At 71.3% G+C, this 25,214-nt stretch carries 23 protein-coding genes; 12 read left to right on the top strand and 11 right to left on the bottom strand.

Going from position 1 to position 25,214, the window contains the following annotated elements; genetic code table 11:
• The first annotated feature begins 42 nt into the window (after positions 1-42).
• Both ftsH and folE read left to right on the top strand, forming a co-directional pair.
• A complete protein-coding gene (gene ftsH, locus AQJ27_RS26115; RefSeq protein WP_067373715.1) occupies positions 43-2,070 on the top strand; it encodes an ATP-dependent zinc metalloprotease FtsH in 2,028 nt (675 codons plus the stop codon).
• A gap of 142 nt (positions 2,071-2,212) precedes the next feature.
• On the top strand, positions 2,213-2,818 hold the full coding sequence (gene folE / locus AQJ27_RS26110; protein WP_054237481.1) for a GTP cyclohydrolase I FolE: 606 nt from the start codon (positions 2,213-2,215) through the stop codon (positions 2,816-2,818).
• A 36-nt stretch (positions 2,819-2,854) separates the two neighbouring features.
• Here folE and AQJ27_RS26105 read toward each other — a convergent pair whose 3' ends face one another.
• From AQJ27_RS26105 to AQJ27_RS26080, 6 genes are all read right to left on the bottom strand, one after another.
• On the bottom strand, positions 2,855-3,343 hold the full coding sequence (locus AQJ27_RS26105) for a DUF3180 domain-containing protein (protein WP_067373711.1): 489 nt from the start codon (positions 3,341-3,343) through the stop codon (positions 2,855-2,857).
• 56 nt (positions 3,344-3,399) lie between these two features.
• On the bottom strand, positions 3,400-4,011 hold the full coding sequence (folK, locus tag AQJ27_RS26100) for a 2-amino-4-hydroxy-6-hydroxymethyldihydropteridine diphosphokinase (RefSeq protein ID WP_067373707.1): 612 nt from the start codon (positions 4,009-4,011) through the stop codon (positions 3,400-3,402).
• The gene (folB, locus tag AQJ27_RS26095; RefSeq protein WP_054237484.1) at positions 4,008-4,367 is read right to left on the bottom strand and encodes a dihydroneopterin aldolase; all 360 of its coding nucleotides are present in this window, start codon (positions 4,365-4,367) and stop codon (positions 4,008-4,010) included. The genes folK and folB overlap by 4 nt, the downstream gene beginning before the upstream one ends.
• Before the next feature lie 291 nt (positions 4,368-4,658).
• Positions 4,659-5,153, bottom strand: coding sequence for a nuclear transport factor 2 family protein (locus AQJ27_RS26090; RefSeq protein WP_067373704.1), 495 nt, complete (start codon positions 5,151-5,153; stop codon positions 4,659-4,661).
• A complete protein-coding gene (folP, locus tag AQJ27_RS26085; protein WP_067373702.1) occupies positions 5,150-6,010 on the bottom strand; it encodes a dihydropteroate synthase in 861 nt (286 codons plus the stop codon). Before folP ends, AQJ27_RS26090 begins: the two co-directional genes overlap by 4 nt.
• 232 nt (positions 6,011-6,242) lie before the next feature.
• Complete coding sequence (locus tag AQJ27_RS26080) at positions 6,243-8,048, bottom strand: phosphatidylglycerol lysyltransferase domain-containing protein (protein ID WP_067373699.1); 1,806 nt, start codon at positions 8,046-8,048, stop codon at positions 6,243-6,245.
• Between the two features lie 223 nt (positions 8,049-8,271).
• On the opposite strand from AQJ27_RS26080, the gene AQJ27_RS26075 reads away from it, so the two are divergent.
• A complete protein-coding gene (locus tag AQJ27_RS26075) occupies positions 8,272-9,402 on the top strand; it encodes an alpha/beta hydrolase (RefSeq protein WP_067373696.1) in 1,131 nt (376 codons plus the stop codon).
• A 257-nt stretch (positions 9,403-9,659) separates the two neighbouring features.
• Entirely contained in the window at positions 9,660-11,189 is a 1,530-nt protein-coding gene (locus AQJ27_RS26070; RefSeq protein WP_079065260.1) for a hypothetical protein, read from the top strand.
• Between the two features lie 75 nt (positions 11,190-11,264).
• Here the strand turns inward: AQJ27_RS26070 and AQJ27_RS26065 are convergent, their stop codons facing one another.
• Together AQJ27_RS26065 and AQJ27_RS26060 are read right to left on the bottom strand one after the other, a co-directional pair.
• A complete protein-coding gene (locus AQJ27_RS26065; protein ID WP_067373694.1) occupies positions 11,265-12,599 on the bottom strand; it encodes a PH domain-containing protein in 1,335 nt (444 codons plus the stop codon).
• A complete protein-coding gene (locus AQJ27_RS26060) occupies positions 12,596-13,111 on the bottom strand; it encodes a PH domain-containing protein (protein WP_067373691.1) in 516 nt (171 codons plus the stop codon). The genes AQJ27_RS26065 and AQJ27_RS26060 overlap by 4 nt, the downstream gene beginning before the upstream one ends.
• A gap of 31 nt (positions 13,112-13,142) precedes the next feature.
• On the opposite strand from AQJ27_RS26060, the gene AQJ27_RS26055 reads away from it, so the two are divergent.
• On the top strand, positions 13,143-14,294 hold the full coding sequence (locus tag AQJ27_RS26055) for an NADH-quinone oxidoreductase subunit D (RefSeq protein ID WP_067373688.1): 1,152 nt from the start codon (positions 13,143-13,145) through the stop codon (positions 14,292-14,294).
• A 72-nt stretch (positions 14,295-14,366) separates the two neighbouring features.
• Here the strand turns inward: AQJ27_RS26055 and AQJ27_RS26050 are convergent, their stop codons facing one another.
• Positions 14,367-15,431: an SAM-dependent methyltransferase gene (locus AQJ27_RS26050; protein ID WP_067373683.1), complete on the bottom strand. Its 1,065-nt coding sequence runs from the start codon at positions 15,429-15,431 to the stop codon at positions 14,367-14,369.
• A gap of 330 nt (positions 15,432-15,761) precedes the next feature.
• Here AQJ27_RS26050 and AQJ27_RS26045 point away from each other — a divergent pair, with 330 nt between their 5' ends.
• From AQJ27_RS26045 to AQJ27_RS26035, 3 genes are all read left to right on the top strand, one after another.
• Entirely contained in the window at positions 15,762-16,967 is a 1,206-nt protein-coding gene (locus tag AQJ27_RS26045) for a sensor histidine kinase (RefSeq protein ID WP_067373681.1), read from the top strand.
• A 70-nt stretch (positions 16,968-17,037) separates the two neighbouring features.
• On the top strand, positions 17,038-17,709 hold the full coding sequence (locus tag AQJ27_RS26040; protein WP_054237494.1) for a response regulator transcription factor: 672 nt from the start codon (positions 17,038-17,040) through the stop codon (positions 17,707-17,709).
• A 110-nt stretch (positions 17,710-17,819) separates the two neighbouring features.
• A complete protein-coding gene (locus AQJ27_RS26035; RefSeq protein WP_067373679.1) occupies positions 17,820-18,452 on the top strand; it encodes an AAA family ATPase in 633 nt (210 codons plus the stop codon).
• Positions 18,453-18,605: 153 nt separating this feature from the next.
• Here the strand turns inward: AQJ27_RS26035 and AQJ27_RS26030 are convergent, their stop codons facing one another.
• A complete protein-coding gene (locus AQJ27_RS26030) occupies positions 18,606-19,712 on the bottom strand; it encodes a DUF5937 family protein (RefSeq protein ID WP_067373677.1) in 1,107 nt (368 codons plus the stop codon).
• Between the two features lie 160 nt (positions 19,713-19,872).
• Here AQJ27_RS26030 and AQJ27_RS58815 point away from each other — a divergent pair, with 160 nt between their 5' ends.
• Positions 19,873-20,058, top strand: a complete 186-nt coding sequence (locus AQJ27_RS58815) for a hypothetical protein (RefSeq protein ID WP_079065259.1) — start codon at positions 19,873-19,875, stop codon at positions 20,056-20,058.
• A gap of 62 nt (positions 20,059-20,120) precedes the next feature.
• Here AQJ27_RS58815 and AQJ27_RS26025 read toward each other — a convergent pair whose 3' ends face one another.
• The gene (locus tag AQJ27_RS26025) at positions 20,121-21,299 is read right to left on the bottom strand and encodes a threonine aldolase family protein (protein WP_067374344.1); all 1,179 of its coding nucleotides are present in this window, start codon (positions 21,297-21,299) and stop codon (positions 20,121-20,123) included.
• 212 nt (positions 21,300-21,511) lie between these two features.
• Between AQJ27_RS26025 and AQJ27_RS26020 the strand changes: the two genes are divergently transcribed.
• The 3 genes from AQJ27_RS26020 to AQJ27_RS26010 are packed head-to-tail and all read left to right on the top strand — an operon-like array spanning position 21,512 to position 25,214.
• On the top strand, positions 21,512-22,444 hold the full coding sequence (locus tag AQJ27_RS26020; protein ID WP_067373674.1) for a Rossmann-like and DUF2520 domain-containing protein: 933 nt from the start codon (positions 21,512-21,514) through the stop codon (positions 22,442-22,444).
• Positions 22,441-23,433, top strand: coding sequence for a pantoate--beta-alanine ligase (gene panC, locus AQJ27_RS26015; protein WP_067373672.1), 993 nt, complete (start codon positions 22,441-22,443; stop codon positions 23,431-23,433). Before AQJ27_RS26020 ends, panC begins: the two co-directional genes overlap by 4 nt.
• A complete protein-coding gene (locus AQJ27_RS26010; protein WP_067373670.1) occupies positions 23,430-25,214 on the top strand; it encodes an L-aspartate oxidase in 1,785 nt (594 codons plus the stop codon). The genes panC and AQJ27_RS26010 overlap by 4 nt, the downstream gene beginning before the upstream one ends.

The raw sequence follows: 25,214 nt of genomic DNA, 5'->3' as shown, positions 1-25,214 counted from the left end.
CTCACTATGGCAGGAGGGACGGGGCGGCACCGCTCCGTATGGATGGACGTGAAGCGATACTTCCGTGGGCCGGTCATGTGGATCGTGCTGGCCGTCCTTGCCGTGGTCGTGTTGATGCAGGTCGTCGGCTCGTCCGGCGGCTACAAGACAGTGGACACCGGCCAGGTCGTCCAGGCGATCAATGACAACAAGGTCCAAGAGGCCAAGCTGACCACCGGTGACGAGCAAGTCATCAAGGTGCAGCTCAAGGATGGCCAGAAGGTCTCCGGCAGCTCCAAGATCCAGGCGAGCTACATCGGTGACCAGGGCGTCAACCTAGCCAACACACTCCAGGACAAGTTCCAGAACAAGCAGATTCCGGACGGCTACACAGTCTCGCCGTCCAAGCAGAACCCGTTCCTCGGCATCCTGCTGTCTCTGCTTCCCTTCGTCCTCATCGTCGTCGTCTTCCTGTTCCTGATGAACCAGATGCAGGGCGGCGGCTCCCGGGTCATGAACTTCGGGAAGTCCAAGGCGAAGCTCATCACCAAGGACACCCCGAAGACGACGTTCTCGGACGTCGCGGGCTCGGACGAGGCGGTCGAGGAGCTCCAGGAGATCAAGGAGTTCCTCCAGGAGCCGGCGAAGTTCCAGGCCGTCGGGGCGAAGATCCCCAAGGGTGTGCTCCTCTACGGGCCTCCTGGAACCGGTAAGACGCTGCTCGCACGCGCTGTCGCGGGCGAGGCGGGCGTCCCCTTCTACTCGATCTCGGGTTCCGACTTCGTCGAGATGTTCGTCGGTGTCGGTGCCTCCCGAGTCCGTGACCTGTTCGAGCAGGCCAAGGCGAACGCTCCGGCGATCGTCTTCGTCGACGAGATCGACGCGGTCGGCCGCCACCGCGGCGCCGGCCTCGGCGGTGGTCACGACGAGCGCGAGCAGACGCTGAACCAGCTGCTCGTCGAGATGGACGGCTTCGACGTGAAGGGCGGCGTGATCCTCATCGCCGCCACGAACCGGCCCGACATCCTCGACCCGGCACTGCTGCGTCCCGGCCGCTTCGACCGCCAGATCGCGGTCGACCGCCCGGACATGCAGGGCCGTCTGGAGATCCTCAAGGTTCACCAGAAGGGCAAGCCGGTCGCGCAGGACGTCGACCTCTCGGCCGTCGCCCGTCGCACCCCCGGCTTCACGGGTGCCGATCTCGCCAACGTGCTGAACGAGGCCGCGCTCCTGACGGCCCGCAGCGACCTGAAGCTGATCGACAACTCCATGCTGGACGAGGCGATCGACCGCGTGGTCGCGGGCCCGCAGAAGCGGACCCGGATCATGTCGGACAAGGAGAAGAAGATCACCGCGTACCACGAGGGCGGCCACGCCCTGGTCGCGGCGGCGTCTCCGAACTCCGACCCGGTCCACAAGATCACGATCCTGTCGCGTGGCCGTGCCCTCGGCTACACGATGGTCCTGCCGGACGAGGACAAGTACTCCACGACGCGCAACGAGATGCTGGACCAGCTGGCCTACATGCTGGGCGGCCGCGCGGCCGAGGAGCTCGTCTTCCACGACCCCACCACGGGCGCTGCGAACGACATCGAGAAGGCCACCGCAACGGCCCGCGCGATGGTCACGCAGTACGGCATGACCGAGCGTCTGGGCGCGATCAAGTTCGGCGGCGACAACACCGAGCCCTTCCTGGGCCGGGAGATGTCGCACCCGCGTGACTACTCGGAAGAGGTCGCCGCGCTCGTCGACGAAGAGGTCAAGAAGCTCATCGAGAACGCGCACAACGAGGCCTGGGAGATCCTGGTCGAGAACCGCGACGTCCTCGACGCCCTGGTGCTCCAGCTGCTGGAGAAGGAGACGCTGAGCAAGGAGCAGATCGCCGAGGTCTTCGCTCCGATCCACAAGCGCCCGGCCCGCCCCGCGTGGACCGGCTCCTCCCGGCGCACCCCGTCCACCCGCCCGCCGGTGCTCTCCCCCAAGGAGCTGTCGCTGACGAACGGGGCGAACGGATCGACGCCGGCCATCGCCAATGTGACGGAGTCCGTCCCGGCGAAGGAAGTGGCTCCGGAGGACCGCTCCGAGAGCTGATCCGGCTCCCGGTGGCCCCACCAGGCCCGGAATGGATGCCGCGCCCCCCAGGTTCTAGCCTGGGGGGCGCGGCATTTTGGCACGACCGCACGTTTTGGGCGCGTCGAACAGCACGCGCAAGATCCACAGGAACGAGGACCACATGACCGACCCCGTGACGCTTGACGGCGAAGGTGTGATCGGTGAGTTCGACGAGAAGCGTGCGGAGAACGCCGTACGAGAGCTTCTCATCGCGGTCGGCGAGGACCCGGACCGCGAGGGCCTGCGCGAGACGCCCGGTCGGGTCGCCAGGGCGTACAGGGAGATATTCGCGGGGCTGTGGCAGAAGCCCGAGGACGTGCTGACGACCACTTTCGACCTCGGACACGACGAGATGGTGCTCGTGAAGGACATCGAGGTCCTCAGCAGCTGTGAGCACCACCTGGTGCCGTTCGTCGGCGTGGCCCATGTCGGGTACATCCCGTCCACGGACGGCAAGATCACGGGCCTGTCGAAGCTGGCCCGGCTCGTGGACGTCTACGCCCGGCGGCCACAGGTGCAGGAACGGCTCACCACGCAGATCGCAGACTCCCTGATGGAGATCCTGGAGCCGCGCGGGGTGATCGTCGTCGTGGAGTGCGAGCACATGTGCATGTCGATGCGCGGGGTGCGCAAGCCCGGTGCGAAGACCATCACCTCGGCCGTGCGCGGCCAGCTGCGCGATCCCGCCACCCGCAACGAGGCGATGAGCCTGATCATGGCGCGTTAGCGCCCCGGCCCGTACGCCCGCTGCGCGACCCGTCCGTCAGGCGACGGGGGCCGCGCCGCCGTGTTCGTTGTCGTCGTCCTCCGGGAGTTTGCAGACGCGCTCCAGGAAGAAGGCGGCCGCTATCACGGCGATGCCGGCGAGGACCGAGAAACCGGCGTAGATGGCCTGGTCGCGACGGGCGGGGACGTCCAGGGATTCGAGCAGGAACGCGCCCGTACCGCCGTACATGCCCGACACCAGGGCGGCGACCAGGGCGCTCGCCTGGCCGAAGACGACCGCGCGGGCCGCCATCAGGGGGTCGACGCCCTTGGCGCCGGGGCGGCGTTCACGCTGGGCCTTGAGGCGGGCGCGCAGCGAGAGCGCCGTGGACAGCAGGACGACGGCGATCAGGGCCAGGACGATGGGGGCGGCCAGCGGGACTCGCGGGAGGGTTCCCACCGCGCTCCACAGGCGCGCGCCCGCCCAGGACAGCACACCGGCCACGACGAACACGGCTGCCAGCGTCCTGATGCGCAGCTGTTTCACGTTGTTGTCCCTTTGCCCCTCTTGTAAGCCCGTCTTGGTCGTCTTGACCTTAACGACTACTCGGGCAGCCGGAGTTCCAGGTCGGGCCGGGGCAGGACACCTTCCCGGGTGACGGCGCTGAGCAGGTGGTCCACGGGGCCGCGGCCGGGCAGCTGGGCCTCGGGCTCCACGTCGTGCCAGGGAGCCAGCACGAAGGCCCGTTCGTGGGCGTGCGGGTGAGGGAGGGTCAGGACCGGGTCGCCGGAGACGACGTCGGCGTACGCCACGATGTCCACGTCGATCGTGCGCGGGCCCCAGCGCCCGTCCCGTACGCGGTGGAAGGCTTCCTCGACCGCGTGTGCCCGCTCCAGGAGCGAGGACGGCGGGAGGGTGGTCTTGAGGACCACGACCGCGTTGAAGTACGTCGGCTGGCTGCCCGGTTCGACGCCCCAGGGCTCCGTCTCGTAGACGGGGGAGACCGCCTTGACGCGGACGCCAGGGGTGTCCTCCAGGGCGTCGATGGCGCCCTGGAGGGTCTCCAGGCGGTTGCCCAGGTTCGAGCCGAGGGAGAGCACCGCCCGTTTCGGGTTCTGCAGGGTCGTGTCGGCGGCGTCCACCCGCTCGACCACGGAGGCGGGCACCGGCTGTACGGTCGGGTCGCTCTGACCCTCGGTGAAGTAGGCGGTCATACTCGGCTCCGGGTGATCGTGACGGTCACGTCGTCGAAGGGGACCGTGATCGGCGCGTCGGGTTTGTGCACGCAGACCTCGACCTCCTGGACCCCGTCGTGCTTCAGGCAGGTCTGGGCGATGCGCTCGGCGAGGGTCTCGATGAGGTTGACGGGCTCGCCCTCGACGACGGCCACGACCTCCTCCGCCACGATGCCGTAGTGCACGGTCTTCGACAGGTCGTCCTCGGCCGCGGCCGGTCGAGTGTCCAGGCCCAGTGTCAGGTCCACGATGAAGGTCTGGCCTTCCTCGCGTTCCTTCTGGAAGACACCGTGGTGCCCGCGGGCCTTGAGGCCGCGCAGCGCGACACGATCCACGCGAATCACTCCTGCAATCGTCGGTAGCGGCCGATGTCCACCGGGTGCGGTCGGCGCACCGGCCTCGAACGAATCTACCTGCGGGCACTGACAGCGCTCGCCCACGGGGACACGCGCCCACATGATGGGCACGAGGCTTCATCGGGTGTTTCCCCTGGGGAACACGGCGGCTCACGGGTTGGTAGCCGCCCCTACCCAGCGGTTCGTGATTCCAACCACTCCTTGGTGCCTGTGGACCGCCCGCCCACCCGACCGGGGGTGCCCAGGGGCTCAGCGGGGGTGTTCCCGTCCTCAGCCGGGGGTGTCCTCGTCCTCCTCCTCGCCCGATTCGGTGAGTACGGGTGAGGCGTGGTGCGACCAGAGCTTCCAGCCGTCGGCCGTGCGGCGGAACACGTTCGTGGCGACGACCAGCTGGCCGACGAGCGGGCCGAGCTCGTCGCTGTCCTCGGGGGCGGGGCCGCCGCTGAGGATGTTCTCGGTGCAGGTCACCAGCGCGGTGTCGCCCGTGACGGAGACGTGCACGTCCGTGAGGAAGAACTGGATGTACTCCGTGTTCGCCATGATCAGCGCGTACGAGCGCAGGACCTCGCCACGGCCGTTGAGGACCGGCCAGCCGGGGTGGACGCAGGAGATCACCGCTCCGTCGCCCTCGATGTCGTCGTCGGCGGTGTCCAGGGGAGCCAGCCACAGCGACGACAGTTCTTCGAAGTCACCCTGCTCGAGTGCCTCGTAGAAGGCGGTGTTGGCGCGTTCGACCTGCTCGATGTCGGTGCGGGGTGCGCTCACTGGGCTCCCTCTACGGCCCGGGCGACTCGTACGGCGTCGGCGGTGGCCCGTACCTCGTGGACCCGGACCGCCCAGGCACCCTGGTGGGCGGCGAGCGCGGAGACGGCGGCGGTGGCGGCGTCCCGTTCGCGGGCCGGCGGCGGGGCGCCCTCAGGGCCCGCCAGTACGCGGCCCAGGAACCGCTTGCGGGAGGCGGCGACGAGCAAGGGGTGGCCGAGTTCGCTCAGCCGGTCGAGGTGGGCGAGCAGCGACAGGTCGTGCTCGGAGTCCTTGGAGAAGCCGAGGCCCGGGTCGACGACGATGCGGTCGGGGGCGATGCCGCCCGCCAGAACGGCCTCCACACGTGCGTGCAGCTCGTCGACGACTTCGGAGACGACGTCCGCGTACGTCCCCCTCACGTTGCCGCCCTCGAGGAAGCCGCGCCAGTGCATGACCACGAAGGGTGCGCCGGCCGCGGCGACGGCGGGGATCATCGCGGGGTCGGCGAGACCGCCGCTCACGTCGTTGACGAGGGCGGCGCCCGCGGCGAGCGACTGCTCGGCGACGGATGCGCGCATGGTGTCGACGGAGACGGTGACGCCCTCGGAGGCGAGGCCGCGGACGACCGGGATGACGCGCTTGAGCTCTTCCGCCTCGTCGACGCGGGTCGCGCCGGGGCGGGTGGACTCGCCGCCGACGTCCACCAGGTCGGCGCCCTCGGTGACCAGGTGGAGGCCGTGTTTGACGGCGGCCGTCGTGTCGAACCAGCGGCCGCCGTCGGAGAAGGAATCGGGGGTCACGTTGACGACCCCCATGACCGCGCAGCGGTCCCAGGTCGGCAGTCCCGCGACGTGGCCGCGGCGGCGCTCGGAGTTCATACGTCCAGCCTAGGCCCCTCCGGCGGGGGGCCGAATCGTCTGCGGGTTGGCTCAGGCGGGGGTCTTTCGGCCGCTTCGCGGCCTGTTTCCCGCCCACCCACCTGCCTCGGTCGGGTGAGCAGGCGCCCCGAGAACGGCGGAAGCGTTGATATCGGGCCCCAGGAGAGGCTGCGGCCCGAGCGAGGGTCCCCAGGGCTGGGGTAGGGGCCCTCGCTCGGGCCTGTTCAGGGGGCTACGCCGCCCTGACCCCGCGTTCCGCCACGGCGTGGGCGCACGGGCGCGGAGCCGGTGGGCGGCGGCGCAGCAGGCTCGGGAGGGCCAGGTTCACGAAGCCCTCGGCCTGCATGGCGGCGATGCCGATGCGCGGGAGGTCGCGGGAGGAGCGGTAGACGACGAAGCGGGGCTCCCAGCGGGGGCGGAACTTCGCGTTGAACTTGTACAGGGACTCGATCTGGAACCAGCGCGAGAGGAAGACGAGCAGGCCACGCCAGGCCCGCAGCACCGGCCCCGCGCCGATCTTCTCGCCGCGTGCCAGCGCCGAGCGGAACATCGCGAAGTTGAGCGAGATCCGCTTGATGTCCAGACGCGGGGACGCCTCGAGCGCCGCCACGATGAGGAGCTCGTTCATGCCGGGGTCGGCCGAGCGGTCGCGGCGCATGAGGTCGAGGGAGACACCGTCCGTGCCCCAGGGGACGAAGTGCAGGACGGCTTTCAGATCGCCGTACGGGCCGAGCGCGTCGTCCGCCTTGTGGGCGGTGGCGATCAGGCAGTCGCCGTCGGACGGGTCGCCGATGCGGCCGAGCGCCATGGAGAAGCCGCGCTCGGTGTCCGTGCCGCGCCAGGCCTCCGCCGCACGGCGTATCCGCTCCAGCTCGCCCTCGCTGAGGTCACGGATGCGCCGCACCCGGGTCTCGTAGCCAGCCCGTTCGATGCGCTTCACCATTTGACGCACGTTGCGCATCGCGCGTCCGGACAGGGAGAAATCCGCGACGTCCACCACCGCCTCGTCGCCCAGTTCGAGGGCGTCGAGGCCGGTCTCGCGGGTCCACACCTCGCCGCCCGTCTCCGAGCAGCCCATGACGGCGGGGGTCCAGGAGTGGGCCTTGGCCTCGTCCATGAAGCGTTCGATGGCGCCGGGCCAGGCCTCGACGTCGCCGATGGGGTCGCCGCTGGCGAGCATCACGCCGGAGATGACGCGGTAGGTGACGGCCGCCTTGCCGCTGGGGGAGAAGACGACGGCCTTGTCGCGGCGGAGCGCGAAGTGGCCGAGCGAGTCGCGACCGCCGTGCTTGTCCAGCAGGGCCCGCAGCCGGGTCTCGTCGTCCTCCGTGAGGCGGGCGGCGGGGTGTTCGGGCCGGAAAGCCAGGTAGATCGTCGTGACGGCGGTCAGCCAGCCGAGCGCGCCGAGTGAGAAGGCGACCGTCCAGGACGTGGATCCGGCGTAGTCGACGGGGCCTTCGAAGCCGACGAGGCCGTACAGGACGTGCGTGATGCGGTCGGCCAGGCTCGGGTCGCCGACCATCCGCTTCTGGTGGGCGCTGACGATGACCAGCCCGAGGAGGAGGGAACCGGCGCCCATGAGAACGAAGTTGGCGAGCGCGCGCCAGCGGCTGCGCGGATCGGGCAGGGCGGCGAACTCGCTCCGGTGGCGCAGCAGCGGCGCGAGCAGCGCGAGGGAGATGACGACGCCGATGATCGAATGGCGGTACGCGAACTGGGCGACGGCACCCGCCGGCAGCAGGACCACGGCGGCCCGCCACGCTCGGCGCTTGCGGCGCCGCAGCCCATGAGCGAGCAGCAGCAGGAGCACGCCCGCGCTGAGCGACAGCGCGGCGGCGAACGGGCCGAACGAACCGGGCAGCACCTCGGCCATGGCGTGCATACGGCTGCGTCGGAAGCGCGGGAAGACCCCCGCGGCGATGTCCAGGACCCCTACGAGTGTGCAGGCCCTGGCGACGAGGGCGGGAACGGCATCTGGGCGCGGACCACGGAGTATGCGTCGCGTCCTGCCCGTGCGGTCTGGAACCTCGCCCGACATTTCCCCATCTATCCTGACAGACATCGCATCCCGTAGTTCTGCGAGAGACCTTGAATCCGGCGCCATTCCGGCATCCGGCGACATTGCGCCCTCTAGGACGGTGTCTTGGGGAGTCAGGTTCACTCCCCAGCGGAAAGCCGGTTCAAAAGGCAAGGAAAGTCCAGGGCAAGGCCTCGCGAAGCAGCAGGGCGGCCAGGGGCGGAAAGCGCAGGCAGGACAGCTCATGGGTCTCACGAGCAACAAGGTGCTGGTGTTGGCGATTCTGTTCGCCGTGCTGCTGTTCGTCGGCACGGTGTGGTGGTGGCCGCGGCTGGCGCGGCGCAACTGGCGGGCCGTCAGCGGACGGATCGGACTGCTTCTGGTCACCCAGGTGGCGATCTTCGCGTCGATCGGCCTGTTCGCCAACCAGGCGTTCGGGTTCTACGCGAGCTGGGCGGACCTCTTCGGTCAGGAGAGCGGCCAGGGCGTGGTCGTCTACCACGGCGGCCAGGGCGGTTCCGACGGCGGGCCCCTCCAAGTCGTCAGCACCGAGCCGGTGAGCGTGTCGGGCGGGACCCGGCCGACGATCGGCGGCCAGATCCAGAAGGTCGACATCGTCGGCCGTACGACGCACATCGCCACGCCCGCGTTCGTCTACCTTCCCCCCGAGTACTTCCAGTCGCGCTACCGCACCCGCACTTTCCCGGCGGTCACGATCCTCACCGGCTACCCGGGCACCGCCGCGGCGCTCATCAAGGGCCTGCACTATCCGCAGACGGCCCACGAGTTGTCCAAGAACGGGCAGATGCAGCCGATGATCCTCGTCATGATGAGGCCGACGGTCGCGCCGCCGCGGGACACGGAGTGCGTGGACATCCCGGGTGGTCCGCAGACCGAGAAGTTCTTCGCCAAGGACCTCCCCGATGCCGTGTCGGCTCACTACAGGGTGGGCAAAAAGCCCGGAAGCTGGGGCATCGTCGGTGACTCCACGGGCGGCTACTGCGCGCTGAAGCTGGCCCTGCACCACCCCGAGGCGTACGCCGCCGCGGCGGGACTGTCGCCGTACTACAAGGCGCCGATCGACCCCACGACGGGCGACCTCTTCCACGGGAACAAGGAGCTGCGCAACAGCGCGGACCTGCGCTGGTTCATGCAGCACAAGCCCGCCCCCGACACATCGCTGCTGGTCACCAGCAGCAAGGTGGGCGAGCACAACTACAAGGAGACCCTCAAGTTCATCAGCCTCGTGCAGTCCAAGCACCGCACCCGGATCGCGTCGATCATCCTCGACAGCGGCGGCCACAACTTCAACACGTGGCGGCGGGAGATCCCGCCGACGCTTCAGTGGCTCAGCGGGCGGCTGAGCGACCGCTGACCGTCGTCCCCGAATAGGTGGCGGCCCTCGTGATCCGCGCCGAGCCTCCTGGAATTCATGGAGTCCCTCGAATCTCTCGAATCACGCGAACTCAAGGGAATTGATCAACAAGTAGCCGCTTTGTGGGGCAAGCGGGAGCCCTTGTGGGACAAGGAGTTGCCCTTATAGGCGGCTGAGGCGGTGTGAGGCCCCTGGGGTAGCCGTGTTTTTACCGGGCGGGGCTCCAAGATTCGCCTACGCGCGGTAAGTTTCTGGCCATGCCACGTGGACGTCACCGCCATTCCCCACCTCTGCACCGGCTGCTGCCTCCTTCGGCGATCGCAGGCGTCTCGCTCGTCTGCGCCGTGGGGCCCTGGCTGTTCACGGAACCAACGGTGCTCCGCGCCTTGGCCGCGGCCGCCGCGGTGACCGCTGTCGTGGGCGGCATCGTCATGCGCCGCTGGGACACGGCGGCGGGCAAGCGCGTCGCGGACCTCACGCGCGCGCGGGCGAGTGACGAGTGGCGTCACGAGGAGCGCGTCGCCGAGCTCGAGACCGACCTCGACGAGTCGCGCGAGCTGCGCACCAAGCTCGAGCACAAGCTGCGGGCGAAGCGGGCGGAGCTGGCGGGCCTGCGCAACGAACACGCGGCGCTGCTTCGGCGGTACGCCACGGCGGAGACCGAGCGGGCGAGCGCCCTGGAGGGTCGTCGGCTGCTCGAGATAGAGACGGTGGCCCCCGCTCGCGCGCTGCCCGCCGCGACGGCGACCGTGGAATCCGCGGAATCTGTGGACGCCGTGGGCACTGTGGACTCCGTGGACTCGGCGGGGCCGGAGGCTCCCGAGGGCGTGGCTGCCACGGACGAGGACATGAACGAGGGAGCGGGCGAAGGCACGGGCGAGGACGTGGGCGAGGACACCGACGACGGTGTCACCGCCGAAGACGCGACCACCGTAGAGGCGGAGGACGCCGCCGAGGAGCCGACGGACGCGCCGATGTCCCCCCAGGTCTTCTCCCCGGCCGGGTCGTCGCTCTTCCTGCGCGCCGACTCCGCGCTGAGCCGGATCACGAACGGCGACGCGGCGACCGACGTATCCGACGCGGGCACTGAATCGGGCACCGGCCCGGACACCGATCCGGACGACGACGCGAAGCCCGGGGCCGACGCCGAAGCCGAAGTCGAAGGCGACACCGGAGCCGGTTCCGAAGCCGAGGTCGAAACCGCGACCGCCTCGGATTCCGATGCCGATGCCGCCGCCTCCGATTCCGACGAGCGGGAGCCCGTCAAAGGAGAGTCCGCCGGGGGAGGGCCCGTCAAAGGAGAGTCCGACAAAGGAGAACCCCCGACGGACGGCCCTCCGAAGGGCAACCGCCCCCTGACCGACGCCAAGACGGCGGCGCTGCCCGTCCCCGCCGCACGCGCGGCGTCCGTCGTGGCGGAGCCGGCCGCTCCGGCGGCCCACCCCGTGAAGCCGACGAAGCCCGCCCGTTCCTCCGGGCACTTCACCGTGCCGACCGCGGTGGCCGTCGCCCCGGCCGCGCCCGTGCGGCGCCCCTCGGTCGAGGGCGGGTTCGACTTCTTCGGTACGCAGAAGGGGGCGTCCTCGGCCGCCATGGACGCCATGCAGAACGAGGACCTCGCGGACGTGGTCGGACAGGAGGCGCTCGCCCTGCACAAGGCCGAGGCCGAGTCCGGTTTCAAGCCCGTCGACGAGGGGTCCCGCGGTGTCGGCCAGGTCATCGACCTGACCGCGCACGACGAGACCGAGCACATCGACCTGACGGAGCTGCGGACCGCGGCTTCCTGAGCGCCTGTACATGGGTACGTGGCGCACACGCACACGGACGAGGGCAGTGGCTCGGGCCACTGCCCTCTCGTCGTCTCACGCCATCCAGCGGTCCGGCCGGGCCTCGCGCCGCCCCGTCCGGGACCGGTCGGCCTGCGCCTGAAGAAGCTCCGCGGCCTCCGCGGCGTCCCGCAGCCGCGCCGTCACCGTGTGGTTGGCCCCCGTGTCCACATGGATGTCGGCGACGCCCCTGAAGCGCTCCCAGGGCCCCTGCGTCAGCCGTACGCTCTGCACCTTCGCGTGCGGCACGAGCGACAGGCGGCGGCGCAGCAGTCCGTGACGCGCCGCGAAGACGGTGTCGGTGACGGCGAGCCCGTACCCCCGCCACCACAGCGGCACGCACCACCAGGCCCGGCGCGGCGGCCGGGACAGGGCGGACGGCACCGTCACCCCGGGCAGCACCCTCGCGATCACCGACTCGGCGACCTCGCGCGGAGCGACGGGCACGAGGACGGAGTTCGAGGATCCCGCCACGTCGAGTTCCACCCGTACCCAGCCGCGTCGCCGCCACAGCAGCGGTTCGACGATCCGTACGGTCTGCACGCGTCCGGGCGGCACCGTCTCGTGCGTACGGTCGAGGAGGCCGTGGTCGATGCGGAGCCCGTCGGGCGACTCGCCCACCGTCCAGTCGTACTCGCCGACGAACCGCCCCACGCTGCTCGCGCCCGCGGCGCCGAGCAGCGGCACCCCGGTGGCGAGGACCGTCCACACGCTGTGGGTGGCGAACCACAGGAACGGGGGCACGACGAGCGCGGCGGCCAGGGAACCCCAGGTGGCGCCGGTGAGGACGAGGGAGACGGCGAGGAAGCCCGCCGGCACGTGCAGCAGCTGCCGTACCGGCGCCTCGCCGACCTCGTGAGCCGTCTCGGGAGCGAGACCGGCGGCGCGGGCGAGGAGCTCGGCGCGCAGGGCGCGGGCCTCGTCCTCGCCGAGGTAGGCGAGTTCGTCCTTCTTGTCCGTACCTATGACGTCGAGTTTGAGCTTGGTGACGCCCGCGACGCGGGCCAGCAGCGGCTGGGTGACGTCGACGGCCTGCAGCCGGTCCAGCCGGATGTGCGCGGTGCGCCGGAACAACAGGCCGGTACGGATGCGCAGTTCGGTCTCGGTCACCGCGAAGTGTGTGAACCACCAGCTCAGAAAGCCGTAGAGGGCGGCCGCCGGGACGATGACGGCGAGCCCGATGAGCAGCGCGGTCGTCGTCAGCCTGGTCAGCTGCTCCTGCGCCTGGTTGGGGTCGTGCACGGCCCAACCGGCGACCACGGCAACCGGCGCCCAGGCGCGCCGGAACGGTGTCACGGGGTGCAGCCGCCGCTCCACCAGTGGCTTCTGCTCCCGTATGGCGTCCTCCGCGCCGGGCGCCGGCGTGTTCACAGCCCCGCCGATCGGGCCTCGCCCAGCTCGGTCAGCCGGTCGCGCAGCCGCTCGGCCTCGGTCGGGTCCAGGCCCGGGATGCACGCGTCCGTCGCGGCGGCCGCCGTGTGCAGCTGCACGCTCGCCAGCCCGAAGTGCCGCTCCACGGGCCCGGAGGTCACCTCGACCAGCTGCATCCGCCCGTACGGCACCACGGTCTCCTCACGGAACAGCACACCCCGGCTGATCAGCAGGTCGTCCGCGCGCTCGGCGTACCGCCAGGAGCGCCAGTTGCGCCCCAGCATCCCCCAGCCCCACACCAGCAGGGCGAACGGCAGCAGCGCGAAGGCCGCCCAGACGGCGCCCGCGAACACCGCGAGAAGCACCCCCAGGACGATCGTCAGCAGTCCCAGCCACACCACCAGCAGCAGCCGGCGCATCCGCAGCAGTCCAGGCGGCAGCCCGGTCCAGACCGGCTCCGTCGCCGTGCTTCCCACGGTGTTTCCCGCGGTCTCCGCGCTCCCCGTATCCATGCCGCAAGGGTACGTACGACAGACTGTCCCCATGACTCCTACGACGGAGACCATGGTCGGTATCGGCGGCGCCGCGGAGAGCACCGACATGGTGCTCAACATCGGGCCCCAGCACCCGTCCACGCACGGGGTGCTGCGGCTGAAGCTGGTCCTGGACGGTGAGCGGATCCAGCACGCGGAGCCGGTGATCGGCTATATGCACCGCGGCGCGGAGAAACTCTTCGAGGCGCGCGACTACCGCCAGATCGTCATGCTCGCCAACCGTCACGACTGGCTCTCCGCCTTCTCGAACGAGCTGGGCGTGGTCCTCGCCGTGGAGCGGATGCTCGGTATGGAGGTCCCCGAGCGTGCGGTGTGGATGCGGACCCTCCTCGCGGAGCTCAACCGGGTCCTGAACCACTTGATGTTCCTGGGCTCGTACCCCCTGGAGCTCGGCGGGATCACCCCGATCTTCTACGCCTTCACGGAGCGCGAGGAACTCCAGCACGTCATGGAGGAGATCTCCGGCGGGCGCATGCACTACATGTTCAACCGCGTCGGCGGTCTCAAGGAGGACCTCCCGGCCGGCTGGACCACCCGCGCGCGCGACACCGTCACGGCCCTGCGCTCGCGGATGGGCGTGTACGACGACCTGGTGCTCGGCAACGAGATCTTCCGGGGGCGTACGCGGGGCGTGGGCGCCCTCGCGCCGGAGGCCGTGCACGCCTACGGAGTGAGCGGGCCGATCGCGCGCGCCTCGGGCGTCGACTTCGACCTGCGCCGGGACGAGCCGTACCTCGCCTACGGGGAGCTCCAGGACACCCTGAAGGTCGTCACCCGCCAGGAGGGCGACTGCCTGGCCCGCTTCGAGTGCCTCCTGGGACAGACCCACAACGCGCTCGACCTCGCGGACGCCTGTCTCGACCGGCTCGCGGACCTTCCGCCCGGGCCGATCAACCAGCGCCTCCCGAAGGTCCTGAAGGCGCCCGAGGGACACACCTACGCCTGGACCGAGAACCCCCTCGGGATCAACGGCTACTACCTGGTCAGCAAGGGTGAGAAGACCCCGTACCGGCTGAAGCTGCGCTCGGCCTCGTTCAACAACATCCAGGCGCTGGTGGAGCTGCTGCCCGGGACGCTGGTCGCGGACATGGTGGCGATCCTGGGGTCACTGTTCTTCGTGGTCGGGGACATCGACAAGTAGGCCGTCGGCCGGTGGATCGTCGGCAAGGAGACCGTCGATCGAAGGAGACCGTCGATCGAAGAAGGCCGTCGATCACTGGGTTCGGAATTCCAGCATTGGGTTCGGAATTCCAACCGGCTGGAGCAGCCAGCCGAAGTCGCCCAGGCCGCCGGTCGCGGTGAGTTCGGCGGCCTGTCCCGCGCCCGCCAGAGCGCGTACGTAGGCGGTGGGGTCCGTGGCGGCGAGTGAGAGCGCCGGCCGGGCGCCGCTCACGCCGAGCGCGCGCAGGGCCGCCCGCTGGGTCACCACGCGCCCTCCGGGCAGCGCGCACGCGTCCAGTGCCACATGCGCCGTGATGTCGCACGAACCGTCCGGCACGGGCGCCGTCTCCCTGCCCTCGCGGAAGCCGGTGAGTGTCCCGAAAGGCGGTCGCGCGGCGGCGAAGTGCGTGTAGTCGACGGCGACGGCGAGGCCCCGGTCCAGGGAGGCGACCGCACCGGCCCAAGCGGTGTCTCTAGGGAGGCCGATCTCGGCGCGGGCCCCCTCGAAGGGCCTTTCATCGAAAAGCATCTCTTCGGAGAGCGCCTCTGGGGACGGCACCTCTTCGGAGACCAGCGGCCACCACTTCCGCAGCCACTGCGCCTCCGCCCCGGCCACGGGCTCACCCAGGCGCTCGGCCCCGTCGTCGTCCCGTACGAGAACCAGCCGGGGTACGCCCGCCGCGTCCACCTCCGCCACCTCCACCGGCACGTTGTCCAGCCACTCGTTGGCGAACAGCAGCCCGGTGATCCCCTTCGGGGGCTGGGTGAGCCACTCGATCCGGTGATCGAGAACAGCGGGGCGGTCGGCGCGTTCGACGGCGTACCCGCGCGCGCGGGAGGCCACTTCGGCGGGGAGCGCGGCGAGGACACCGGTCACCAGCTCACCGCGGCCCGCCGCCATGTCGACGAAGGCGAGCTCGGCAGGGCGGCCGAGGGCCTCGTCGACCCGGCACAGCAGCCGGGCCACGGCCGCCGCGAACAGCGGGGACGCGTGCACCGACGTACGGAAGTGGCCCGCCGGCCCCTCGGGCCCGCGATAGAAGCCGGAGGGCCCGTACAGGGCCTCCTCCGTCGCCTCGCGCCAACCTCGCCACTCACCCGTCCCCACACGCCTCACCGAGCCAGGCTAGGCCCTACCGAAAGACAGGTCCCTAGGACCTGCCCGGCGGATCATGTCGCAGACGCGGGGTCTGGCACGCACATCTGCGGCGTTGTCATCGGTCGCCATGGCTCCGCCATGACTTCCTCCTCCGCCTTGCAGCTGCACGCACCAGACCCCGCTCACCGGCGCTCAAGAGGCGCCGTTGCTGCTCTGCGACCTGATCCGCCGGACAGGTCCTAGCCGTCTCGGGCGGGGGAGCATCCACCTTGGGGAGTACGAGCGCCCCTCGCGGATCGATCCTCCGGTTGACCCCTGCACACTGCATGCTTCCCTACGCTGGGTTACGTGCAGCGCCTTTATGACTTTCTCCGCAGGCACCCGACGTGGGTCGACAGCTTCTGGGCCGTCGTCCTGCTCGGGATCTCCGGCGTGAGCCTGACCAATGTCAACGGCGCCGCCGAACAGCGCGGGTCGCTCGCCGCCGCGCTCCCGATCGCCGTCGTACTGAGTGCCGTCGTCGCCCTGCGCCGTCTCATGCCCGAGAAGATGCTGGTCGTGGCCGCGGTGACGGGTATCGCACAGGTCGTCCTGGATGTCCCGCCGGCGCCCGCGGACTTCGCGATGTTGGTGATCATCTATACCGTCGCCGCGGACGGTGCCCGCTGGGCTTCGCGCCTCGGGCTGATCGGCGGCCTCTGCGCGGCGACCGTCGGGCAGCTCCGCTGGCCCCTGCGGGATGAGGGCCCGCTCGGCGCGGTCCTGATAGTGATCTTCCAGACGGTTCCGTTCGCGCTCGCCTGGGTGCTCGGCGACTCCATCCGCACCCGCCGCGCCTACCTCGCCCAGCTGGAGGAGCGCGCCGCCCGCCTGGAGAAGGAGCGCGAGGCGCAGGCCAAGGTGGCCGTCGCAGCCGAGCGCGCCCGGATCGCCCGCGAACTGCATGACGTGGTCGCGCACAACGTCTCGGTGATGGTGGTCCAGGCAGACGGTGCCGCGTACGTCATGGACGCCGCCCCCGAGCAGGCCAGGAAGGCCCTGGAGACCATCTCCGGGACCGGTCGCCAGGCCCTCGCCGAGATGCGCCGCCTGCTCGGCGTGCTGCGCACCGGCGAGCACCAGGAGAGCGGTGAGTACGTGCCGCAGCCCGACGTCGAGCAGCTCGACGACCTCATCGAGCAGTGCCGCACCTCGGGCCTGCCCGTCGACTTCAAGGTCGAGGGCACCCCGCGCCCGCTGCCCAGCGGGGTGGAGCTCACGGCGTACCGCATCGTCCAGGAGGCGCTCACCAACACGCGCAAGCACGGTGGCCCGAACACGGGCGCGAGCGTGCGCCTGGTCTACTTCGACGACGGGCTCGGGCTGCTCGTCGAGGACGACGGCAAGGGCGCGCCCCACGAGCTGTACGAGGAGGGCGGCGCCGACGGCCAGGGGCACGGCCTGATCGGGATGCGCGAGCGCGTCGGTATGGTCGGAGGCACTCTGGACGCGGGGCCGCGCCCCGGTGGAGGCTTCCGCATCAGCGCCCTGCTGCCGCTCAAGTCGGCTCACTGACACCTGTAACGACACCTTTTGGTCGGTTCCAAGAGCTTTTTGACCGTTGATGGAGAGGGAAGAGACCCCGATGGCGATCCGCGTGATGCTCGTCGACGACCAGGTGCTGCTGCGCACCGGCTTCCGGATGGTGCTCGATGCCCAGCCGGACATGGAGGTCGTGGCCGAGGCGGGCGACGGCGTCGAGGCACTCCAGGTCCTGCGGTCGACGGCGGTCGACGTGGTGCTGATGGACGTACGTATGCCGAAGCTGGACGGTGTGGAGACCACCCGCCGCATCTGCTCGGACCCCAACCCTCCGAAGGTGCTGATCCTCACCACCTTCGACCTCGACGAGTACGCCTTCTCCGGGCTGAAGGCGGGTGCCTCCGGCTTCATGCTCAAGGACGTGCCGCCCGGCGAGCTGCTCACCGCCATCCGCTCCGTGCACAGCGGTGACGCCGTGGTCGCGCCCTCCACCACCCGGCGCCTGCTCGACCGGTTCGCGCCGATGCTGCCCCACGCCGGCAAGGAGCCCCAGCACAAGGAGCTGGAGCGGCTCACCGACCGTGAGCGCGAGGTGATGGTGCTGGTCGCGCAGGGTCTGTCGAACGGCGAGATCGCGGCCCGTCTCGTGCTGTCCGAGGCCACCGTGAAGACCCATGTGGGGCGCATCCTGACCAAGCTGGGGCTGCGGGACCGGGTGCAGGTGGTGGTCCTCGCCTATGAGACGGGGCTCGTACGGGCGGGCGGGCAGCGTTGAGCCGGGGCGGGCACCGCTGATCCGGGCCGACGGGGCGACGGGCTGACGGGCCGACGGGGCGATCGTGGGTGCGTGACCGGGGCGTAACCGGGGCCCACTAGGGTCTGCGCATGCTCCTGTGGATCAACGGCCCCTTCGGGGGCGGCAAGACACAGACCGCACACGAGATCCAGCGACGACTGCCCGGCAGCGTCGTCTGCGACCCGGAACACGCCGGCTTCGGTCTGCGCCGCATGCTGCCGCCCGAACTGCGCGGGGACTTCCAGGACTTGGCGTCCTGGCGGCAGGGTGTGGTGGAGGTGCTCGACCTCGCCCTCGGTAAACACGACGGCGTGGTCATCGCCCCCATGACGGTCACCAACGCCCGCTATTTCGAGGAGACGGTCGGGCGACTGACCGAACTGGGCCACGACGTACGGCACTTCGCGCTCCTCGCCGAGCGCGAGACCGTACTGAAACGGCTGCGCGAGCGTGGCTTCGGACACCTCCTTCAGTACGTCGCCGGGAGGGACGCCCCGCTGCGGCGCGAGAGTTGGGCCGTGCGGCAGCTCGACGACTGCCTGGAGCGGCTGCGCGAGCCGGAGTTCGCGGAGCACCTGTGGACCGATCACACGACGGTAGCCAAGACGGCCGACCGGATCGCCGTGCTCGCGGGGCTGACATTGACGCCCAACAAGGACGGGGCGGTGCGGGGGCGGCTGCGGCGGGCGTGGACCGGCACCAAGCACATCCGGTTCGACTGAGCCTCCGGAGCGCCGGACGTGGGGCCGCCGGGTTCGGCAAGGGGTTGACGAGCTGGACGTGGGGCCGCCGGGCTCGACACGGGGCTGACGAGCTCGACACGGGGCCGGCGGGCTCGATGTGGATCCGCCAGGTTTCGCATGGGCCCGGTGGGCTCAGCGCAGGATGCCCTCCAGGAAGTCGCTGCCCAGCCGGGCCACGACGCTGACGTCCAGCTGGTGCATCACGTACCGGCCGCGGCGTCTCGTGGTGATCAGGCCCGCCTTCTTGAGCACGCCCAGGTGCCGGGATATCTCCGGGGCCGTCATCCCGTTCACCTGCGCCAGCTCCCCCGTGGTGAACGCGCTGCGGGCCAGGCTGCGGCAGATCCGCATCCGGACCGGATGGGACAGGGCGGTCATCCGCAGGGTCAGCAGCTCCAGCGAGAACGGTGCCGCGAGCTCCGGGGAACCGACCGGGTAGTGCAGCACCGGCTGCCAGCCGTAGCGATGCAGCACCATCAGGTGCGGCCAGCCGAGACTGGTCGGCACGAGGAGGAGTCCGCCCTCCCCGGTGGCCGTCTGGCCCTGGCCCAGCTTGTCGACCGTGATCGTCCGGCCGGTCTCGTCGAGCGTCACCGCCGGGGACACCGAGGCCATGGCCTCGGCCAGGCCCTTGTGCCGCAGGAGGTCCGTCTTGTGGCGGGCGTCCGCCGCGAGCTGGTGGCGCAGCCGGGACCAGGTCTCGGCGAAGAAGGCCTCGTCGCATTCCTCCAGGAACTGCCGGAGCCATGCCCGGATCTGCGGCGGATCGTCCAGCAGCCGCTTGCTGAACCGCACCTGCTGAGGTCCGCGCGCGGCGGCCAGCTCCAGCGCGCGCTGCTGCAGCTCGGGGTCGGAGAGCGTGTCCCGGCCCGGCGCCGCGTACGGAAGCGCGCAGGTGAACTCCAGGGCGGCGTCAACGAACTGCTCGTCGGTCAGCTTGTCCAGCAGGTCCAGCTCCTCGGCGAGCGTGGCGCCCGGGAGTGTGGTCCTGCCGGGAATCCCCGCGTACGGCAGGAACAGGTCCGAGAACGTCGTCCGCCACAGGAAGTCGGCCTCGCACATCCGGTCCGCGAGATGCGAGTCGAGCCGGGCGGTCACGCCGGTCGCCCAGCCCTGCAGCCCGGGGTGGTGACCCGGCTCGGACAGCGCGTGCAGCGCCATGCAGAGCTCGGCCAGGGGCGACGGCACGACGGAGATCCGCTCCTGCCGCAGCCCGGTGACGTCGATGTGCACGCTCATGACCTCATGGTGCACCCCGCCACTGACAACGCCGTCGTCGATTGACGGCGACCGTCAATCGGGGCGACAGCCGCCGAGGACGGACGCAATCTGGGACGACCGGGGCAACCGCGGGCCTTCGGATCTCCCTCCCGTCGCGTGTTTCCCGTCCCGAGAGGCAATGAGGGCCCGTCGGCACGGCGAGCCCGCCCCTCCGGCGCCCGGCGCGCACGACTGGCAGGTCGCCCGCGAGCTGCGCGACCTCCGGCGGTTCCGGGCGGTCGTGGCCGGCCGCCCGGCCCACGGGCGCATACGTCAGGCCCTGGGCCGGTGGTTGCGCGGACGGCGGCCGCACCCGGGCTGCTGACCTCCGTGCGGAGCGCGCAGGTTTGCGTGCGGGGTCGGCCGGGCGCCGGTCGCCGTGTGCGGTCAGCCGGGCAGTCGCTCGACGAACTCCCGGACGGCCGCCCGTACGTCCTGCGCCGTCCACTCCAGACCGGGCGCCGCCACCGTGACCTCGGTGAGCGCGAGCCCAGGACCGCCCCGCATCCAGCTCTGGGAGAAGAGCGAGGTCTTCGTCTCCTCGGTCTGCCGCAGCGCCGCGTCCGTCACGACGTCCGGGTCGTACGGCAGCCAGACCTGGAACTGGTGGGTGTGCGGCTCTTCCGGGTGGACGCGCACCCAGGGGACCTTGGCCTCCGTGAAACCCTCGCGCAGGGCGGCGGCGACCACGCGCGCGTGGGCCACGTACTCCGGCAGCCGGGGCAGCTCCTGGTCCAGGCCGATGAGCGCGGCGAGCACCGTGGGGAACTGCTGGAGGATCATGCCGCCGTACCGGTGCCGCCAGGTCTTCGCCTCGTCGACCAGCGTCTTCGGGCCCGCGATCACCGCCCCGCCAAAGCCTCCGAGCGACTTGTAGAACGACACGTAGACGCTGTCCGCGAGGCCCGCGATCTCGTCCAGCGGTCGGCCGAAGTGCGAGGTGCACTCCCACAGGCGGGCCCCGTCGAAGTGGACCACCGCGTCACGATCACGGGCGGCCTCCACGACCTCGGAGAGTTCCTCCCAGGAGGGCAGCACAAAACCGGCGTCCCTCAGCGGCAGTTCGAGCAGCAGCGCCCCGAAGGGTTCCTCGAAGTCCCGTATCTCCTGGGCCGTGGGCAGCCGGGGCTCGTCGGTCACCCGCACCGGGCGCAAGCCGCTGACCTGGCTGAACGCCTGCCGTTCATGGACCTCGGGGTGGCTGAGCGCATGGAGCGCGACGGTCGGGTTCCCGGTACGGCCCGCCCAGCAGCGCAGGGCGACCTGCTGGGCCATGGTGCCGGTGGGGAAGAAGGCGGCCGCCTCCTTGCCGAGCAGGCCCGCGACCCGCTCCTCCAGGGTTTCGACGATCTGCCCGCCGTACATGTCGACGGGCCGGTCGAGGTCGTACACGCCCTCGGCGCCGTCGTTCAGCCAGGCCAGCCGTTCCCGGACCGTGTGCTGGTGGCTGGGCCGCCACAGCACGCGGCGGGCCTCCCGCAGCGCGGCACCCCGCCGCTCCCGCAGCCGCTCGGCCGCCTCCTCCGGATCCTGGCCCGCACTCTCGGGGTCCTGTCCCACCGTCATCGGGTCCCGTCCCGCCGTCGCTTCCGCCGCATCGCTCATCCCCGGATGATGTCGCGCGCGCCCCGCCTTGGCATCCTCGTTTTCCGCACCCCACGCGACCTGCGGAAACCCACAGCCTGTGGACAACTAAAACGACGCTCGAACCAATCGCGTTAACATGACGAGAAATCGTCCGGTACCCCGAGCGGACTGGAACGGAAGGCCGCCGTCGAGTGAGTACATTCTCCCAGCCAGACCCCAAGGACCGCCCCGCGCGGCTCACCGTCGGCGTTGTCGGCGCGGGCCGGGTCGGCCCCGCCCTCGCCGCGGCGCTCCAGCTCGCCGGGCACCGCCCGGTGGCCGTCTCCGGGGTCTCCGACGCCTCCAGGCGGCGGGCCGCGCTGCTCCTGCCCGACGTGCCGCTGCTCTCCCCGGCGCAGGTCCTGGAGCGCTCCGACCTCGTCCTGCTGACCGTCCCGGACGACGCCCTGCCCGGGCTCGTCGAGGGGCTCGCCGAGACGGGTGCCATCCGGCCCGGACAACTGCTCGTGCACACCTCCGGGCGGTACGGCGCGCGGGTGCTCGACCCGGCGCTCAGGGCGGGCGCCCTGCCGCTCGCGCTGCACCCCGCCATGACGTTCACCGGCACCCCCGTGGACGTGCAGCGGCTCGCCGGATGCTCCTTCGGGGTCACCGCGCCCGAACAGCTGCGTCTGGCCGCCGAGGCCCTGGTGATCGAGATGGGCGGCGAGCCCGAGTGGATCGCCGAGGAGTCCCGCCCGCTCTACCACGCGGCCCTCGCGCTCGGCGCCAACCACCTGGTGACCCTGGTAGCCGAGTCCATGGAACTGCTGCGCACCGCCGGCGTGGAGGCTCCGGACCGGATGCTCGGCCCGCTCCTCGGCGCCGCCCTCGACAACGCCCTCAGGTCGGGCGACGCCGCCCTCACCGGGCCCGTCGCGCGCGGGGACGCCGGCACGGTCGCCGCGCACGTCGCCGAACTGCGCAAGCACGCCCCGGGGACCGTCGCTGGTTATCTCGCGATGGCCCGCGCGACCGCCGACCGGGCGCTGGCCCACGGCCTGCTGAAGCCGGAACTCGCCGAGGACCTCCTCGGGGTACTCGCCGACGGCGCGACCCTGCCCGACGACGGGAGCGACCGATGACCACCACCCTGCTGCGCACCGCCGACGAGCTCCACGCGCGCGTACGGCGCGGCAGCCGGGCCGTCGTGATGACCATGGGCGCCCTGCACGAGGGCCACGCCACGCTGATCCGCGCCGCCCGCGAGATCGCCGGGCCCGAGGGCGAGGTCGTCGTCACGGTCTTCGTGAACCCGCTCCAGTTCGGCGCGGGCGAGGACCTCGACCGCTACCCGCGCACCCTCGACGCCGACCTCAAGATCGCCGAGGAGGCGGGCGCGGACGCCGTGTTCGCCCCCTCCGTGGACGAGGTCTACCCCGGCGGCGACCCCCAGGTCCGCCTCACCGCGGGCCCCATGGGCGGGCGCCTGGAGGGTGCAGTGCGCCCCGGTCACTTCGACGGCATGCTCACCGTCGTCGCCAAGCTGCTGCACCTCACCCGGCCCGACGCGGCGCTGTTCGGGCAGAAGGACGCCCAGCAGCTCGCCCTGATCCGCCGCATGGTGCGCGACCTGAACTTCGGCGTGGAGATCGTCGGCGTGCCCACCGTGCGCGAGGAGGACGGGCTCGCCCTCTCCAGCCGCAACCGCTTCCTCTCGACCGAGGAGCGGCGCACCGCGCTCGCCCTCTCGCAGGCCCTCTTCGCGGGCCGCGACCGGCACGCCGCCCAGGAGGCCCTGCGCGCCCGGGCCCGCGAAGTGCCCGCCACGCGCGCGCGTGCCGAGGCGCTCAGCGCGATCGGCGAATCCCGCGCCGCCGCCGACGCGCACGCGGTCGCCAAGGCCGTACCCGGCGCCCCCGCCGCCGTCCGCGCCGCCGCCCGCCTCGTCCTGGACGAGGCCGCCCGCCTCCAGCCGCCGCTGGTCCTGGACTACCTGGCGCTGGTCGATCCGTCCGACTTCACCGAGATCGAGGACGACTTCACCGGCGAGGCGGTCCTCGCCGTCGCCGCCCGGGTCGGGACGACCCGCCTCATCGACAACCTCCCCCTCACCTTCGGAGCCGCCTCGTGACCGCCACAGGCACAGGTACACCTACGGGTACTGGCATACGACTGCACGCACCCGCCCCCGGCTGGGCCCTCACCGCGGACGTGGTGGTCGTCGGCTCCGGCGTCGCGGGCCTCACCGCGGCGCTGCGCTGCGAGGCCGCGGGCCTGAGGACCGTCGTCGTCACCAAGGCCCGCCTCGACGACGGCTCCACGCGCTGGGCGCAGGGCGGCATCGCCGCGGCCCTCGGCGAGGGCGACACCCCGGAGCAGCACCTCGAGGACACCCTCGTCGCGGGCGCGGGCCTGTGCGACGAGGACGCCGTACGCATCCTCGTCACCGAGGGCCCCGACGCCGTACGCCGCCTGATCGAGACCGGCGCCCACTTCGACGAGTCCACCGAAGGCGAGCTGGCACTCGCCCGCGAGGGCGGTCATCACCGCCGCCGCATCGCGCACGCGGGCGGCGACGCGACGGGCGCCGAGATCTCCCGGGCCCTCGTCGAGGCGGTACGCGCGCGTGGCCTGCGTACGGTCGAGAACGCGCTCGTCCTGGACCTCCTCACGGACTCCGACGGCCGCACCGCGGGTGTGACCCTCCACGTCATGGGAGAGGGCCAGCACGACGGCGTGGGAGCCGTCCACGCCCCCAACGTGGTCCTCGCCACCGGCGGCATGGGGCAGGTCTTCTCCGCGACCACCAACCCGTCGGTCTCCACGGGCGACGGCGTGGCACTCGCGCTGCGCGCCGGAGCCGAGGTCAGCGACCTCGAATTCGTCCAGTTCCACCCGACCGTGCTCTTCCTCGGCCCGGACGCCGAGGGCCAGCAGCCGCTGGTGTCGGAGGCGGTACGCGGTGAGGGCGCCCACCTGGTCGACGCGGACGGCGTGCGCTTCATGGTCGGCCAGCACGAGCTGGCCGAACTGGCGCCCCGGGACGTCGTCGCCAAGGGCATCACGCGGCGCATGCAGGAGCAGGACGCCGAGCACATGTACCTCGACGCCCGGCACTTCGGCGCCGACATGTGGGCGCACCGCTTCCCGACCATCCTCGCCGCCTGCCGCGCCCACGGCATCGACCCGGTCACCGAGCCCGTCCCGGTCGCCCCGGCCGCCCACTACGCCTCCGGAGGCGTCCGCACGGACGCCCGCGGCCGCACCACGGTGCCCGGCCTCTACGCGTGCGGCGAGGTCGCCTGCACCGGCGTCCACGGCGCCAACCGGCTCGCCTCCAACTCCCTCCTGGAAGGCCTCGTCTACGCCGAGCGCATCGCCGCGGACATCGCGCGGAGCCGCTCGGAGAACGGCCTGCACGCGCGCGTGCCCGTACCGGTCCCGCACCCCGAGAAGCCCGCGCACCCCCTGCTCGCCCCCGAGGCCCGGTTCGCGATCCAGCGGATCATGACGGAGGGCGCCGGTGTACTGCGCTCCGCCGAGTCCCTCGAGACCGCCACCGGCCGGCTCCAGCAGCTCCACACCGACGCCCGCGACGCCCTCGACGAGAACGGCAAGACCTCCGAGCCCGGCGTCGACACCTGGGAGGCCACCAACCTCCTGTGCGTGGCCCGGGTCCTGGTCGCGGCCGCGCGCCTGCGCGAGGAGACTCGTGGCTGCCACTGGCGCGAGGACCACGCCGACCGCGACGACGCCGCCTGGCGCCGCCACATCGTCGTACGGCTGAATCCCGACCGCACGCTGGCCGTACACACCACGGACACCGCAGACTTCCCCCCGACCCTCCAGCAGACCCCCGGCTCCCCCCGACCAGGGGGGACCCCCGTGCCCCAGCGCCTTCAGGAGCAGTGA

This window comes from Streptomyces olivochromogenes, assembly GCF_001514115.1.
In the GTDB taxonomy this organism is placed as follows: Bacteria; Actinomycetota; Actinomycetes; order Streptomycetales; family Streptomycetaceae; genus Streptomyces; species Streptomyces olivochromogenes.
This window is presented reverse-complemented; position numbering and strand designations above follow the sequence as displayed.